Origin of the sequence: Polaribacter sp. Z014, from assembly GCF_023555435.1 — a bacterium.
Lineage (GTDB): Bacteria > Bacteroidota > Bacteroidia > Flavobacteriales > Flavobacteriaceae > Polaribacter.
The window spans coordinates 1-15,285 of the sequence record NZ_JALCZP010000011.1 but is presented as its reverse complement, the minus strand read 5'-3'; the positions used below and the strand labels follow the sequence as shown (position 1 = coordinate 15,285).

15 protein-coding genes and 1 tRNA gene are annotated in these 15,285 nt (G+C 30.4%); 4 read left to right on the top strand and 12 right to left on the bottom strand.

All coding sequences use genetic code 11. The features are described from left to right. Window position 1 precedes the first annotated feature (1 nt). The 3 genes from MPF19_RS12665 to murI all read left to right on the top strand — a co-directional run bounded on the left by MPF19_RS12665 (window position 2) and on the right by murI (window position 2,181). Window positions 2-781, top strand: a complete 780-nt coding sequence (locus MPF19_RS12665; RefSeq protein ID WP_249988521.1) for an OmpH/Skp family outer membrane protein — start codon at window positions 2-4, stop codon at window positions 779-781. Window positions 782-806: 25 nt separating this feature from the next. Further along, window positions 807-1,313, top strand: coding sequence for an OmpH/Skp family outer membrane protein (locus MPF19_RS12660; RefSeq protein WP_203391750.1), 507 nt, complete (start codon window positions 807-809; stop codon window positions 1,311-1,313). 70 nt (window positions 1,314-1,383) lie between these two features. Then, window positions 1,384-2,181, top strand: coding sequence for a glutamate racemase (murI, locus tag MPF19_RS12655; RefSeq protein ID WP_203391749.1), 798 nt, complete (start codon window positions 1,384-1,386; stop codon window positions 2,179-2,181). Here murI and MPF19_RS12650 read toward each other — a convergent pair. From MPF19_RS12650 to MPF19_RS12600, 11 genes are all read right to left on the bottom strand, one after another. Beyond that, the gene (locus MPF19_RS12650; RefSeq protein WP_203391748.1) at window positions 2,178-3,161 is read right to left on the bottom strand and encodes a PorP/SprF family type IX secretion system membrane protein; all 984 of its coding nucleotides are present in this window, start codon (window positions 3,159-3,161) and stop codon (window positions 2,178-2,180) included. The two genes, murI and MPF19_RS12650, sit on opposite strands and share 4 nt — an antisense overlap. Before the next feature lie 147 nt (window positions 3,162-3,308). After that, the gene (locus tag MPF19_RS12645) at window positions 3,309-4,007 is read right to left on the bottom strand and encodes a sulfite exporter TauE/SafE family protein (RefSeq protein WP_249988520.1); all 699 of its coding nucleotides are present in this window, start codon (window positions 4,005-4,007) and stop codon (window positions 3,309-3,311) included. Further along, window positions 4,007-4,453: a FixH family protein gene (locus MPF19_RS12640; protein WP_249988519.1), complete on the bottom strand. Its 447-nt coding sequence runs from the start codon at window positions 4,451-4,453 to the stop codon at window positions 4,007-4,009. Before MPF19_RS12640 ends, MPF19_RS12645 begins: the two co-directional genes overlap by 1 nt. A gap of 201 nt (window positions 4,454-4,654) precedes the next feature. Next, a complete protein-coding gene (gene ccoG / locus MPF19_RS12635) occupies window positions 4,655-6,076 on the bottom strand; it encodes a cytochrome c oxidase accessory protein CcoG (protein ID WP_203391745.1) in 1,422 nt (473 codons plus the stop codon). Window positions 6,077-6,081: 5 nt separating this feature from the next. Further along, complete coding sequence (locus tag MPF19_RS12630; protein ID WP_249988518.1) at window positions 6,082-7,029, bottom strand: cbb3-type cytochrome c oxidase N-terminal domain-containing protein; 948 nt, start codon at window positions 7,027-7,029, stop codon at window positions 6,082-6,084. Window positions 7,030-7,040: 11 nt separating this feature from the next. Beyond that, entirely contained in the window at window positions 7,041-7,208 is a 168-nt protein-coding gene (locus MPF19_RS12625; RefSeq protein ID WP_203391743.1) for a CcoQ/FixQ family Cbb3-type cytochrome c oxidase assembly chaperone, read from the bottom strand. 4 nt (window positions 7,209-7,212) lie between these two features. Further along, window positions 7,213-9,408, bottom strand: a complete 2,196-nt coding sequence (ccoN, locus tag MPF19_RS12620) for a cytochrome-c oxidase, cbb3-type subunit I (protein WP_249988517.1) — start codon at window positions 9,406-9,408, stop codon at window positions 7,213-7,215. 10 nt (window positions 9,409-9,418) lie between these two features. Next, window positions 9,419-9,595, bottom strand: coding sequence for a cbb3-type cytochrome oxidase assembly protein CcoS (ccoS, locus tag MPF19_RS12615; RefSeq protein WP_203391741.1), 177 nt, complete (start codon window positions 9,593-9,595; stop codon window positions 9,419-9,421). Window positions 9,596-9,686: 91 nt separating this feature from the next. Next, entirely contained in the window at window positions 9,687-11,054 is a 1,368-nt protein-coding gene (hemN, locus tag MPF19_RS12610; RefSeq protein WP_249988516.1) for an oxygen-independent coproporphyrinogen III oxidase, read from the bottom strand. A 113-nt stretch (window positions 11,055-11,167) separates the two neighbouring features. Then, window positions 11,168-11,869: a purine-nucleoside phosphorylase gene (deoD, locus tag MPF19_RS12605; protein WP_249988515.1), complete on the bottom strand. Its 702-nt coding sequence runs from the start codon at window positions 11,867-11,869 to the stop codon at window positions 11,168-11,170. Window positions 11,870-11,871: 2 nt separating this feature from the next. Then, window positions 11,872-14,247, bottom strand: coding sequence for a heavy metal translocating P-type ATPase (locus MPF19_RS12600; RefSeq protein ID WP_249988514.1), 2,376 nt, complete (start codon window positions 14,245-14,247; stop codon window positions 11,872-11,874). A gap of 104 nt (window positions 14,248-14,351) precedes the next feature. On the opposite strand from MPF19_RS12600, the gene MPF19_RS12595 reads away from it, so the two are divergent. Then, on the top strand, window positions 14,352-15,038 hold the full coding sequence (locus MPF19_RS12595) for a Crp/Fnr family transcriptional regulator (protein ID WP_249988513.1): 687 nt from the start codon (window positions 14,352-14,354) through the stop codon (window positions 15,036-15,038). Between the two features lie 162 nt (window positions 15,039-15,200). On the opposite strand, the gene MPF19_RS12590 is transcribed toward MPF19_RS12595, so the two are convergent. Beyond that, window positions 15,201-15,274, bottom strand: a tRNA-Asp gene (locus tag MPF19_RS12590). Between the last annotated feature and the right edge of the window lie 11 nt (window positions 15,275-15,285).

Here is a 15,285-nt window from a genome sequence, read left to right as displayed (position 1 = left end):
AATGAAAAAAATATTTTTATTAGTCTTTCTTACACTTAGTGTTAGTGTATCTTGGTCTCAGAGAAATCAATTAATTGCTTATATAGATATGGAGTATATTCTAGAAAATGTTCCAGAATATCTAGAAGCACAAAATACACTTGATGGCAAAGTTGCTAAATGGAGAAAAAAATTAGATGAACAAGCTAGACATATAGAAATCTTAAAAACAGATTTAGCAAATGAAAAAGCAATTCTTACAAAAGATTTAATTGAAGAAAAAGAAGAAGAAATTAGTTTAAAACAAATAGAATTAAGACGTCTAGAATCTTTATACTTTGGGCCAAATGGAGATATGTTTTCTGTAAGAAAACAATTGGTTAAGCCAATTCAAGATCAAGTTTACAATGCAATTCAAAGTATTTCTAAAAGAAAAAAATATGACTTTGTTTTTGATAAATCTACTGATTTAGTCATGCTATATTCAAATAAAAAATACGATATTAGCGACCTTGTTTTAGCCACAATAGACCGTAGTAGATTAATCGGTGAAAAAGATAAAAAAAGACAAGAAAAAATGCTTACTCCTAAAAAGGAGTTAACAGATAGACAAAAAGAATTAATTAGCAAAAAAGAAGACGCACAAGCAAAGAAAATTGCTGATGTTGAAGCAAAAAAGAAGCTAATAGCAGAAAAAAGAGAAAAACTCTTACAACAACGAGAAGAAAAAAGAGAATTGTTAAGAGCTAAAAAAGAAGCTTTAAGAAAGAAAAAAGAAGCTCAAAAAGAAGAACAAGAATAAGAATAATAATTAAATCAAAACAAGAATGAAAAATTTAAAATCGTTACTATTAATCGCTGTATTTACTTTAGGACTAGCAGGTGTTGCAAATGCACAAAAAATAGGTCATATAGACTTTGAAAAATTAGTAGCAGAAATGCCTCAAACAAAAACCCTAAAATTAGACATGGAAAAGCTTGGTAAAACTTACCAAGATGAGATTACAGGAATGGAAAAGAAAATTGAAGCAACAAGACAAAAATATGTTGCCGAGTCTAAAGGTCAAACGAATGAAACGAATGACAAAAGAGCTCAAGAGCTTCAAGCTGAAGCTGCAAAAATTGAACAAGCAAGAAGATTTGCTTACCAAGACATGCAGAAAAAACAAAATGAAGGTTTACAACCAATTATACAAAAAGCACAAACAGCTATTGATGCTGTAGCAGCTTCTAAAGGTGTATTATATGTCTTAGATGCTTCTGTAGGAAAAGGTTTATTAGTTAAGAAAGGTGAAGATTTATACGGAGCTGTAAAAACTAAATTAGGTTTTTAATATAAACTAAATAAGATTACAAACTAAAACCTACTGAAATTTCAGTAGGTTTTTTTATTTTTACAAGTATATGGTAAAAGAAAACAAATTTCCTATTGGTATATTCGACTCTGGTGTGGGGGGCACATCGATTTGGAAAGAAGTTAACGCACTTTTACCCAAAGAGAATACTATTTACTTATCGGATAGTAAAAATGCTCCGTACGGAGAAAAAAGCAAGCAAGATATTATAGACCTATCTATTAAAAATACAAAATTTTTAATTCAACAAAACTGTAAAATAATTATTGTTGCATGCAATACAGCAACCACAAACGCCATTAAAGTTTTAAGAGAAAAATATAGCATTCCTTTTATAGGAATAGAACCGGCAATTAAAACCGCTGCTTTACAAACTAAAACAAATACAATTGGTATACTTGCCACCAAAGGAACTTTAAACAGTGAGTTATTTGAGAAAACAGCTCATTCTATCAATCAAAAAATTACACGTAAAGAGATTATAGGAACAGGCTTAGTAGACCTTATAGAAGGTGGTAAATTGCACTCTAAAGAAATGACTGCATTATTAACCTCTTATGTGCATCCTTTAATAAAGCAGAATGTAGACTGCTTGGTTTTAGGTTGTACACATTATCCTTATTTAATTCCTCAAATAAGAAAGCTTGTAGGTACCAAAATTCAAATTATAGATTCTGGTGAGGCTGTTGCCAGACAAACCAAAAATATTTTAGAAAAACATCAATTAATTAATAGCAGTACTAAAGAAAGCGTGCATCAATTTTTTATAAACAAAGATAAAGAAGTCTTAAAAATGTTGGTTTCAAACAAAGCCAAAAGAATAAAAATTACTGAAAAGGATTTTTAGAAACCAATAAACGAATTATTAATATTTGGAGTACTACGCCAAGTTTTATTTCGAGTCCACAAATTAATACCTAAAGTAATTTGATGAAAACCAGATTTTGTTAAAACTACATCACCTATTTGATTTGTATAGGTATAAGAAAACATGACATTTTTATAATTTAAACCAAATATAGGAGATATAAATTGCGAATTCCCAGCAACATCGGCTCCAAAAGTTACTCTATAAGACAATGCTAACCATAATTGATAATTATTAAGTGTTTTATATCCTTTTAAATTAAAATCTGATATTTTTTGGCCTGTGCCTTCCTTTAGTTGTAGCATAAAAGAAGGTTCTAATTGAAAATAATAATTTTTATCATAATAATATCCAACAGAAAAAACATAATTCCTTAAATTTAAAGGCTCAAGAACATTCAAATTATTTTTAGCTGTTAAAAATAAATTCTTCACAGTAAAATACGAAGAGAATCCACCTCTATGATAAGCAGCACTAAAGTCTGAATTATAATAACTAGTGCTTTCAATAATTGCAGCTACATCATCATTACCAAATGATCTTTGATCCGATTGATTTTGAATAAAAGAAAAAGACAATCCAAACGAGAGTTGTTCAAAATAATGACCATTATCATTTAAAGGTAAGTGATAAGCATAAGTAGCCTGAACCCCTTTTTGAGAATGATACCCATTTTTATCGTTAAATAAAACAAAACCATAGGCTGCATTTGTCTCTTCTCCAAACCTTGAATGAAAACTTATAGTTTGTAAAGCAGGTGCATCTGCTATACCAGACCATTGTTGTCTTGCTGTAAAACGTAATTTACTAGAATTACCAATACCTGCTGCAGATGGATGCACCAAATACACATTATCAGATAAATAATCTTGATAAATTGGCAATGTTTCTTGGGCAATATTCTTAAAAGAAAAAAATAAAGCAAATAGAGAACAAAATTTTAGATATTTTAATATCATTAATAAGGGATAATTACAAGTTATCAAATATATTCCTTTTCTTAAAACAAATACTTTATAATACAAATATTTAATAATGTAGTATATTATTTATGTTAAGAAAGCTAATCTTTATTATTACAATAAAGATAGTGATAAAAAAGGAACCTAGTGACAAGAACTATTTGCAGAGACAACATCTACTAAAGGAGCTGGAGATACATAAGGAATACCTAAACCTAAACCTCGTAATACAAATAAGACTCCTATAAAAACAACCACAATGGGTATTAATTTTTGTATTTTTTTTCTAAAATTCCCTTTTGTAAAATTTCCTAAGTATACAACTGAAGTCATTAAAGGAATTGTACCTAGACCAAATAAAAACATATATAAACTACCGAAAAAAGCATTTGTTGTTGCTAAAGCTCCAAAAACAGCCATATATACTAAGCCACAAGGTAGAAACCCATTTAAAAAGCCTATGGTAAAAAAGGTGTTATTTCTCTTCTTCTTCAATTCTTTACCCAAAGCATTCTTCACTTTAAAAATGACTTTATTAATCCCCTTTGAAAAATTTACTTTTGAAAAAATTTTAGGAAATAGAACCATCAAAATCATACTAACACCAACGATTATAGATAACTGTTGTTGAAATCCGAAGAAATAAAATCCTTTACCTAGAAAACCGAATAACAATCCTATAAGACTGTAGCTAAATAATCGTCCAAAATGATAACTTAGTATTTGAAAAAAACCTTTGGTAGTGTTTTGTCTATCAATGGGCAACATAAAAGCTATGGGTCCACACATACCTACACAGTGAAAACTACCTAATAACCCAAATATTATTGCCGATAAAAACATTAATATTGTATTTCTTTTTTAATTAAGTATTCTTTATTGTTATATTTGAAAGATAAATTAATGTTCCAACGACCATCTAATAAACGTTTCTCAGGCACGAGCAAATATGTATTAGAGATTGAAATAGGTATTTCAAAATCTAATTGTTTATTAGACGGTCTATATAGGAACACTTTACCTTTAATTTTTTCTGGAGAAAATTCTTTTGGAAATGTTATTTTTAAACCTTCTTCTGATCTTTGAATAGTTATTTTGTCTTTTAATTCTAATGCATTTTTTTCTGCATTAATTTCATCTTGAAAACCTAATTCTTCTTGATAGTATTTTTCTGTAACCAAGTCATAACTATATCTCTTATCGGTACTCATAGTAATAACCATGTATAAAATAAAACTCATAAAAGCTACAATTGCAATAACAATACCTGTTCCCCAATTAAATTTCATAATATTATAATTTTTATTTTATACTCTGTCTTCAGAAGTTTAGTTTATAATCATCCATGACGGAATGCAACATTCTAAAAACTTCATTTATCGATAAAAAATAACCTGTAGATTTATTTATAGTTCTTTTTGGTATACTTTAATAATCGATAAAAAGTATTTTAAAACCTTGCAGTAAGCATATTTGTAAACATACTTACACTACTTATAACTTCTTGGTCCTAAAAAATTTGTTATGGTAGTTTCAATTAATTTATCACCACTATAAACACCAATTTCTAATTTAATTTTATCTTTTTCTAAGGTCGCTGAATTTATTTCTATAAATAAAGTACCTTCTGCTAAACCTTGTTTTGGCACCGCAAAATTATGATTAGAAACTAATTTTATGGTCCCTTTATGAGAAAGTAATTTATAACTTACATCATTTATATCTTTTGTTGTTTTATTAATTACTTTAAAGGTATAAACATTACTAATAATATTATTTTCTTTATGTTGATACAACTGTCCAGGCAACCTTAAAATTGTAGCTTCAACATCATTTCTTAAAAATAACATTCCTATTAAAATACCTATTAAAATAAATAAGACAGCAGAATATCCTTTAATTCTAGCGTTTAATTTAAAAGGCTTCTTTTTTTCGATGTTATCTTCACTTTCATATCTAATTAATCCTTTTGGCAAGCCAACACTATCCATTATATGATCGCATTCATCAATACAGGCAGTACAATTTACACACTCTAATTGTGTACCGTTTCTAATATCTATACCTGTTGGACAAACAACTACACATTGTTTACAATCTATACAATCTCCTTTACCTAAAGCTTCTCTATCCTCATTTTTCTTAAATTTAGATCTTCCCTCTTCTCTTTCTCCTCTCTTATAATCGTACGCAACATTTATCGTTTTGTTATCTAACAAAACACCTTGTAACCTACCATAAGGACAGGCTATAATACATACTTGTTCTCTAAACCAAGCAAAAATAAAATAGAAAACACAAGTAAAAATTGTTAATGAAATAAGTGTACTAATATTATCAAAAGGGTTCCCCGTAATGTAACTGATAAGTGTATCTCCACCAATTAAATACGCTAAGAACACATTGGCTATTATAAAAGAAACCACAAAGAAAATAAACCATTTTAAAAGTCTTTTTCTAATCTTTTCTGCATTCCAAGGTTGTTTATCCAAACGAATTTGTTTCCCTCTATCTCCATCAATCCAATATTCTATCTTTCTGAAAACCATTTCTAAAAAAATGGTTTGAGGACAAATCCATCCACAGAAAATACGTCCAAAAATTACTGTAAATAGAATGATAAATACAACACCCACAATCATTGAAATGACTAATAAGTGAAAATCTTGTGGCCAAAACGGAAATCCAAAAATATTAAATTTACGTTCTAAAATATTAAACAATAAAAACTGGTTTCCATTTATCTTAATAAAGGGTGCTGATAAAAGAAAAATTAACAGAAAATAACTTACGTACGATCTATATTTATAGAATTTACCGCTAGGCTTTTTAGGAAAAACCCAAGAACGTTTTCCAGATTTATCAATGGTACCAATACTATCTCTAAATTTTTCGCTTTCTGGAGTTTCCATATTTACTAATTAGCTTGTTCTAAAACCTGACCAACTTCTTCTGTTCCTGTACTTTCTTTTCCTTCTTTAAGTTCTGTATCTGGTTGTACTTCTGCCCCTTCATCTACCCATTTTTCTCCTTGAGGAGCTTTTGGGTTTGCTGGTGAAGTTCCTTGTAAAGAAAGTACATAACTACCAACTTTAGCAATATCTGCTGCTTTTAATGTTTTATTCCAAGCAATCATCCCTTTACCATCTCTACCTCCATTAGAAATAGTTGTAAAAACATTTTTGATTCCTCCTCCTAAAATCCAGTATTCATCTGTTAGATTTGGACCAATAGCCCCACCACCATCTGCTATATGACAAGATGCACAGTTTAATTTAAAAATTGCTTTACCTCTTCCAAGGTCTTTAGCATCTGTTAATAAAGTTACACTTTCTGCAGTAATTAAATCTGTTGCTGTAGACTTGTATTTTTTTAACGATATTTTTGCTTCTGCAACTGCTTTATTATATTCTACTATTTGGTCGTCTCCATCTAAAACCTCAAATCTCACCAAATATACTACAGCAAAGACAATTGATGCATAGAACAAATACACCCACCAAGGTGGTAAAGTATTATCTAGTTCTCTAATTCCATCATAATTATGATCTAAAATAATCTCTTCTTCACTTTCAATACCTTTAGTTCTTGTCCAAGATTGTAGTAACTTTTTAATCCAAGCATCACTTTCTTCAGGAACAATTCCTAGTTTTTCATTTTGTAATTCTGTTGCTTTATTAATGGCAATTACGTTCACCATTTCTTTTAAAACAACAACCAAAACAAAGCCTATAATTGCAATCCAAACTAAAGGATTCTCATAAACATTAAATGGGTTTTTGTACACCATAAACGACTTTGCAAGCGCTAAAAACGTAACAATTACAAAGATTATATATACCGTAGATTGAAAATATTTTTTCATTTTTTTTCTTTTTAATTATCTAAAGGTAAATTACTTACCTTATTTATATATTCTTTTTTTGCTGTAAAAACCCACCAAAACAAGACCATGAAGAAAGTGAAGAATATGATTAATGATATTAAAGGATATATTTCTACACCTGAAATGGTTACCATATAATTTTTTACAAATTTTAACATCGCCTTAGTTTTTAGTTATTTTTTGTTCGTCTTTCACTTTTATATCCGTACCTAAACGTTGTATGTATGCAATAACGGCAACAATCTCTCTATTTTTCATTTCTATAAAAGGTTCTCCATTCTCTTGAGCGTACTTTTTATCAGCTTCATAATTTTTTGCAAAATCTGGATCTGAGTGTAAGTTGTCCTCAATTTCAGTTCCTTGCGCTAACATACTTTGTTGGGCATTTGCTATTTCTTCTTCAGAATAAGGAACTCCTAAAGTAACCATCACTTTCATCTTACTTTCTATATCTCCTGTATAAAGTTTGTTAACAATTAACCATTTATAAGAAGGCATAATAGAACCTGGTGAAGTACTTTGTGGATCATACATGTGGTTTAAGTGCCAGCTATCAGAATATTTCCCTCCAATTCTATGTAAATCTGGTCCTGTACGTTTAGATCCCCATAAAAATGGATGATCATATACAAACTCACCCGCTTTAGAGTACTCTCCATAACGTTCTACCTCACTTCTAAAAGGTCTAATCATTTGAGAGTGACACCCTACACAACCTTCTCTAATATAAATATCACGTCCTTGTAATTCTAATGGTGTATAAGGTTTTACACTACTTATAGTAGGTATATTAGATTTTACTAATATTGTTGGAATAATTTGAACAGCTCCTCCAATTAAAATTGCAATCGTTGCATAAATTGTTAATTTGATTGGTTTTCTTTCTAACCAAGTATGCCAACCTTCTCCTTTAGTTCTATATGTAGGCACTACAGATAATGGAGCTGCTTCTGCTAACTCATCTGTAACATCACTACCAGACTTAATCGTTCTAATTACGTTGTACAACATTATAAATGCTCCAATGATATACATACTTCCTCCAATAGCACGCATCCAATACATTGGTATAATTTCGTGAACAGTTTCTAAGAAGTTTCCATAAGTTAAAGATCCATCAGGATTAAATTGTTTCCACATAGAAGCTTGTACAAAACCTGCAACATACATTGGTAACGTATACATTATAATACCTAAAGTACCAATCCAGAAATGCGCGTTTGCTAATGCTAAGGAATGTAATTTTGTTTTAAACAATCTTGGTATCATCCAATATAACATACCAAAAGTTAAGAAACCATTCCAAGCTAATGCACCAACGTGTACGTGTGCAATAATCCAATCACTATAATGTGCAATTGCGTTTACATTTTTTAAAGCCAACATTGGCCCTTCAAAAGTTGCCATACCGTATCCAGTAATTGCAACTACCATAAATTTTAAAACAGGGTCTGTTCTAACTTTATCCCAAGCTCCTCTTAATGTTAATAAACCGTTTATCATCCCTCCCCAAGAAGGTGCTAATAACATTATAGAAAACACAACTCCTAAGTTTTGTGCCCAAGATGGTAATGCTGTATATAATAAATGGTGAGGTCCTGCCCAGATATAAATAAAAATCAATGACCAAAAGTGAACAATTGATAATCTATATGAATATACAGGTCTGTTAGCTGCTTTTGGAACAAAGTAATACATTAACCCCAAAAAAGGTGTGGTTAAGAAAAATGCTACGGCATTATGCCCATACCACCATTGCACCAATGCATCTTGTACCCCTGCATACACAGAATAAGATTTTAAAAAGGTAACAGGTAACGCTAAGCTATTAAAAATATGCAATACAGCAACTGTTACAAATGTTGCTAAGTAAAACCAAATTGCCACGTATAAATGACGTTGTCTTCTTTGTAAGATGGTCCAAATCATATTGGCTCCAAATACAACCCAAACAACTGCAATGGCTATATCTATTGGCCACTCTAATTCGGCATATTCTTTAGATGAAGAATACCCTAAAGGTAAAGTAATGGCTGCTGCAACAATAATTAACTGCCAACCCCAAAAATTAAAGTTACTTAAAAAGTTACTTGCCATTCTTGCTTTTAACAATCTCTGAAGCGAATAATAAACCCCTGCAAAAATTGCATTACCTACAAAGGCAAAAATTACAGCATTGGTATGTAATGGTCTTAAACGCCCAAAACTTAACCATGAGATTCCTTCTGTATAATAAGGGAACAAAAACATAAATGCGAGCATTAACCCCACAGAGAACCCCACTATTCCCCAGAATAACGTGGCATAGATAAATTTCTTTACGATCTTATTATCGTAATAAAATTGTTGCATTTCCATAATTTAATATTTAGTCTTTAGTTGATTTTTCTTTTTTATCTTTTACTAACTCATCATCAAACAACATGCGCACAGATGGCGTATAAGAATCGTCAAATTGCCCAGTTCTAACTGAATAAATAAATGCGATAAAAAATAAGATTGCTACTAGTATACTAATAGTTAGTAGTAGGTATATTACGCTCATATCTTGCCTGATAATAGATTTTCAAAAATAGTATTGGTCACTTTCATAAAACATGACATTTATCATGTTTAACAAATATCTTAATTTTTTGTTAAATAGTCATAGAAAAAAGCTGTGTTTTTGGTTTATTTTTTAATAAATGCACATCAAAAGCCATACAAACGTTTCTAACATAGGGTCTTGCCTCTTCTGGGATGGATAAAGACTTTGACTTTACATCAATTTTAACCAATCCATCTTGCTCCATTTCTTCTAATAATCCTAAATGCATTTCAATATTATTGATTTTCATAGTTTTTTCTTCCCACGAAGTGGAAAAATGACACATAATATTTAAAATATGTTTTCTGATAACTCTATCTTCTTCAGATAATAAATGACCTCTAAAAATTGGAATCTCTCCTTCATTTACAATTTTTTGATATTCTTTTACCGTCTTAACATTTTGTGCAAACGCATACCAAGAATCGGAAATTGCAGACATCCCTAAACCAATCATTAACTGGGTTTTATTAGCGGTATAGCCCATAAAATTTCTATGTAATGTTTTGTTGATGGTTGCTTTATATAAACTATCTGTCTTTAAAGCAAAATGATCCATACCAATTTCTACATAGCCTAACTCTGCAAAAAGTTCTTTCCCTATTTCATACAAAGCTCTTTTTTCATCATCCTTAGGTAAATCATCTTCATTAAAACCTCTTTGTCCTACTCCTTTTACCCAAGGGACGTGTGCATAACTGTAAAATGAAATTCTATCTGGCTGTAATTCTTTTGTTTTGTTAATGCTATAAATGACGTTTTCTTTTGTTTGATGTGGTAACCCGAAAATTAAATCGTGACTTACAGAAGTATATCCAATTTCTCTAGACCATTTGGTAACTTGTGCTACGGCTTCAAAAGGCTGAATTCTATGAATTGCTTTCTGTACTTTTTCATTATAATCTTGTACACCAAAACTAACTCTAGTAAAACCTTCATCAAACAACGTTTGTAATTGTTCTTTGGTGGTATTATTTGGATGTCCTTCGAAACTAAACTCTGCTTTTGGATGCCTTTTTGCGATTTCAAAAATACCATCCATTAAATATTTTAAATTTTCTTTTGAGAAAAAAGTTGGAGTTCCGCCACCTAAATGCAATTCTTTTACAACAGGAATTTCATCTACCAAATCAACATATAATTTCCATTCTTTTAAAACCGTTTCTATGTATTCATCTTCTACTTCGTGACGTTTTGTAATGTGTTTATGACATGCACAAAATGTACACAAACTCTCACAGAAAGGCAAATGAATATAAATGCTAATTCCTTCTGATGAATTACTTTCTTTAAAGGAAGTTTGAAAAGATTGTATCCAATCTTGTTTATCAATACCTTCCTTGTTCCAATAAGGTACCGTTGGATAACTGGTGTATCTTGGTCCTGGAATGTTGTATTTTTGTACTAGTGATTTCATGTATTATCGTTTTGTCTGGTCTAGTGTGATTAAGGCTTAATTAACTTCTAAAGAAATTGCCTTTAGACCTTTCAATTATTTATTTTGAGTTCAGCAATACGCAAGGCAAAATTTTATTCTCCTAACTCTAAAGCTATTTCTATCATTTCTTTAAACGTCTGTTCTCTTTCTTCTGCAGTAGTTCTTTCTTTGGTAACCAAACTATCAGAAATAGTTAAAATAGACAAGGCATTTACATTGTGTTTTGCAGCAACGGTATACAAACCAGCAGTTTCCATCTCTACACACAAAACACCATAATCTGCCCATTTTTTATAACTATCAAACTCATCTGCATAAAACTCATCAGAACTTAAAATCCCTCCAGCTTTTACGGTTATATTTTTCTCTTTAGCCACTTCTATTGCTTTTTGAAATAACTTAAAACTTGCTGTTGGCGCATAATCTGCTCCGTTAAAACGGATGGTATTTAATCCAGAATTGGTAGAAGCCGCCATGGCTAAAACAATATCTCTAATTTTTACTTCCTTTTGATAAGAACCTGCAGAACCTACTCTAACTAAATTTTTAACTCCATATTCTGTAATTAATTCTGTAGCATAAATTAAAGTAGACGGAATTCCCATCCCTGTTCCCTGTACCGATATTTTTTTCCCTTTATACGTACCTGTAAAGCCTAACATTCCTCTTACATCATTGTATTGCTTAATATCTTTTAAAAAGGTATCTGCAATCCATTTTGCTCTCATAGGATCTCCTGGTAATAAAACCGTTTCTGCTATTTCTCCTTTTTTCGCTTCGATATGTACACTCATAATTATTTTATATTTTTTCCAATTAAATTAGTAGAAATAGTTGTAAAAACCACAATACTAATAGAACTTAAAGGCATTAAAATTGCCGCCATAACCGGTATTAGTTGCCCTGTTACAGCAAAATACAATCCTATTACATTATAGCATAAAGATAATATAAAACTGTATTTAATAACTTTTATAGCTTTTTTTGACGCACTTATATAGCTCCCAATTTTATTAAATTTTGATGCATCTAAAATACCATCACAAGCAGGAGAAAACACATTAATATTTTCTGACAAAGCGATACCAACATCACTTTGTGCCAATGCCCCAGCATCATTTAAACCATCACCAATCATGGCTACTTTTTTATTCTTTTTCTGAAAATCTGCAACAACCTTTAATTTATCTTCTGGTTTCTGATTAAATAACAAGTCTGTTCCTTTTGGTAAATTTTCTTCTAAATAAACTCTCTCTCCTTCATTATCTCCAGAAACAACTGCTAAATGATACATGGTTTTTAAAGAATCAAACAAAGCTTTTACCCCTTCTCTATATGAATTTTTAAATATGAATTTACCTTTATAAACCTTATTAAAACTAATATAAACCGAGGTATCTAATATTGATTTATCTTCATTATTTTTAACAAAGGAAGACGAACCTAATTTTAAATTAACATCTTTATAACTCACCTCAATACCTTTTCCTAAGATTTCTTTATAATTAGAAATAGTGAGCACCTCAACCTCTCCTAAATCGTTATACAACGTTCTACTTAACGGATGATTAGAAGCTCTTAAAGAACTTTTTAAAATACTTTTTTCTTGATGATCTAATGGAGTTCCTTCATAAGAACTCGTATTTTCTTTATGTGTTGTAAGGGTACCTGTTTTATCAAAAATAATGGTATCTATTCCCGCCAATTGCTCTACAACCGTGGCATTTTTTAAATAAAATTTTTCCTTACCAAAAATACGCAGCATATTACCTAAAGCAAACGGAGCTGCCAAAGCAATTGCACAAGGACAAGCAATAATTAAAACCGCAGTAAATACATTTAGCGCCTTACTAGCATCAAAAAACAACCAATAGGATGTAGACAAAACAGCAACTAACAACACTATAATCGTAAAATTTTTACTAACGTTATCTGTAATGGTTTTAAAATGCGATTGATTATCTTTATTAAAAATATCATTACTCCACAATTGTGTTAAGTAACTTTGAGAAACGGAGGCTAAAACTTCCATTTCTAAAACTCCAGAAAGTTGTTTACCACCTGCAAATAATTTATCTCCAGACTTTTTAGACACTGGCACTGCTTCACCAGTAACAAAACTATAATCTATATCTGCTTTTCCATTAATGAGAATACCATCTGTAGGAATTAATTCTTGGTTTCTAATCAGTAATCTGTCCCCTTTTTCAATATCATAAATAGCAACATTCTCTTCCTTTCCTTCTTTAGACACCCGAGTAACAGCAATTGGAAAATAAGATTTATAATCGCGCTCAAAAGACAAGAAATTGTACGTTTTCTGCTGAAAAAACTTTCCTAATAATAAAAAGAATACCAAACCGGTTAAACTGTCAAAAAATCCTGTTCCTAAATCTAAAATAATTTCTGTAACACTTCTTATAAATAAAACCGAAATTCCGAGTGCAATAGGCACATCTATATTTAATATTCTAGAACGCAATCCTTTATAAGCAGAGATATAATAATCTCGTCCAGCATAAAAAACAACAGGTAAAGAGAAAGCAAACATTAACCATCTAAAAACATGTTTGTATTTCTCTATCCAAAAACCATCTACTTCAAAATATTCTGGAAAAGAGAGAAACATTACGTTTCCAAAAGCAAAACCTGCAATACCTAATTTATAGATTAAACTTCTATCTACTGATTTTTTTCCGCTTTCATAATCTTCTAAACTTATATACGGTTCGTACCCAATAGAACTCATTAAAAGAACAATTTCTTTTAGAGAAGTTTCATCAGAATTAAAAGTAATTCGTACTTTTTTCTTTGGAAAATCTACTTGAGAAGAAGATACTTTAGGGTTTAATTTATGTAAGTTCTCTAATACCCATATACAAGAACTGCAGTGAATATGCGGAATGTATAGTGTTACTATTTGCGTATTACCATCATTAAAATCTAATAATTTTTCCGCAATTTCTACGTTATCTAAAAAATCATATTTCCCTTGAATTTCAGTCGGAATTGCCCCAGGATTGTCTTGAAAATTGTAATAACAAGTTAAATCATTCTCAGAAAAAATCTCATAAACAGTCTTACAACCATTACAACAGAAACTTTTACCATCAAATTCAATTAAATTATCATCACAAGAATCGCCACAGTGATAACATTGTGTAGATTTCATATTTACTCTTTTGCCTTTTGCAAATTTACAATAAGAATAGCACTTTAAAACATGATATATATCACTTTTTTAATATCTTTGACACCCCAATACCATTAGTCATTATGAGTAAATGTGAGCAATGTATTATTCGTCAACTTAATTCCTTAAAACACTTAACTAAAGAGGAATTGGTAAAGATGTCTAATTGTAAAACATCTAGAGTTATAAAAAAAGGAGAAGCTATTTTTGAAGAAGGAGAACGCTTAAAAGGTATTTTCTGTATCAAAGATGGTGTTTGTAAGGTTTCTAAAATGAGTGAAAATGGTAGAAATCAAATTATTGGCTTAGTAACTAGAGGCGATTTACTAGGAGAAAGAAGTTTAATTTCTGATGAAGCCTCTAACCTTAAAGCAGTTGCTTTAAATGATATGGAAGTTTGTTTTATTCCTAAAGAAGAAATTCTAAAGGATTTATCTAAAAACTCAAACTTTACAATGAATGTGCTTAAAGACATGGCTCAAACCCTAAAACAAGCAGATAATGTTATTGTTGATATGGCTCAAAAAACCGTTAAACAACGTTTAGCAGAAACTCTTTTAAGACTGCACAGCAAATTTGGTACAAATGCCGAAAACACCATTAACATCCACCTTTCTAGAGAAGATATCGCTAATATTATAGGTACTGCAACAGAATCTGCAATTCGTTTGCTATCTGACTTAAAAAAGAAGAAAATTATTGAATTTAAAGGAAAAGATATTTCTATACTAGACAGTAGTGAATTAGATAAAATTGCTCAGGGATTTTAATATAGAAAGATACAATTTTCATATATAAAAAAAACACATCTATTGATGTGTTTTTTTTGTGATTTATATTTTTTAAACATCATTCCTATCAAATATTATTTGCTTGAAACTTAAAAAAAATCGCTAAACGAAAAAAGCACCTCATAAATGAAGTGCTTTTCGCGGTCTGGACGGGACTCGAACCCGCGACCCCCTGCGTGACAGGCAGGTATTCTAACCAGCTGAACTACCAGACCGTTGCTTTAAG

Bases quoted from the DNA above. Each gene is read 5' to 3' on its own strand.
- MPF19_RS12665 (WP_249988521.1), top strand. From the start codon at position 2: ATGAAAAAAATATTTTTATTAGTCTTTCTTACACTTAGTGTTAGTGTA.
- MPF19_RS12660 (WP_203391750.1), top strand. From the start codon at position 807: ATGAAAAATTTAAAATCGTTACTATTAATCGCTGTATTTACTTTAGGA.
- murI (WP_203391749.1), top strand. From the start codon at position 1,384: ATGGTAAAAGAAAACAAATTTCCTATTGGTATATTCGACTCTGGTGTG.
- MPF19_RS12650 (WP_203391748.1), bottom strand. From the start codon at position 3,161: ATGATATTAAAATATCTAAAATTTTGTTCTCTATTTGCTTTATTTTTT.
- MPF19_RS12645 (WP_249988520.1), bottom strand. From the start codon at position 4,007: ATGTTTTTATCGGCAATAATATTTGGGTTATTAGGTAGTTTTCACTGT.
- MPF19_RS12640 (WP_249988519.1), bottom strand. From the start codon at position 4,453: ATGAAATTTAATTGGGGAACAGGTATTGTTATTGCAATTGTAGCTTTT.
- ccoG (WP_203391745.1), bottom strand. From the start codon at position 6,076: ATGGAAACTCCAGAAAGCGAAAAATTTAGAGATAGTATTGGTACCATT.
- MPF19_RS12630 (WP_249988518.1), bottom strand. From the start codon at position 7,029: ATGAAAAAATATTTTCAATCTACGGTATATATAATCTTTGTAATTGTT.
- MPF19_RS12625 (WP_203391743.1), bottom strand. From the start codon at position 7,208: ATGTTAAAATTTGTAAAAAATTATATGGTAACCATTTCAGGTGTAGAA.
- ccoN (WP_249988517.1), bottom strand. From the start codon at position 9,408: ATGGAAATGCAACAATTTTATTACGATAATAAGATCGTAAAGAAATTT.
- ccoS (WP_203391741.1), bottom strand. From the start codon at position 9,595: ATGAGCGTAATATACCTACTACTAACTATTAGTATACTAGTAGCAATC.
- hemN (WP_249988516.1), bottom strand. From the start codon at position 11,054: ATGAAATCACTAGTACAAAAATACAACATTCCAGGACCAAGATACACC.
- deoD (WP_249988515.1), bottom strand. From the start codon at position 11,869: ATGAGTGTACATATCGAAGCGAAAAAAGGAGAAATAGCAGAAACGGTT.
- MPF19_RS12600 (WP_249988514.1), bottom strand. From the start codon at position 14,247: ATGAAATCTACACAATGTTATCACTGTGGCGATTCTTGTGATGATAAT.
- MPF19_RS12595 (WP_249988513.1), top strand. From the start codon at position 14,352: ATGAGTAAATGTGAGCAATGTATTATTCGTCAACTTAATTCCTTAAAA.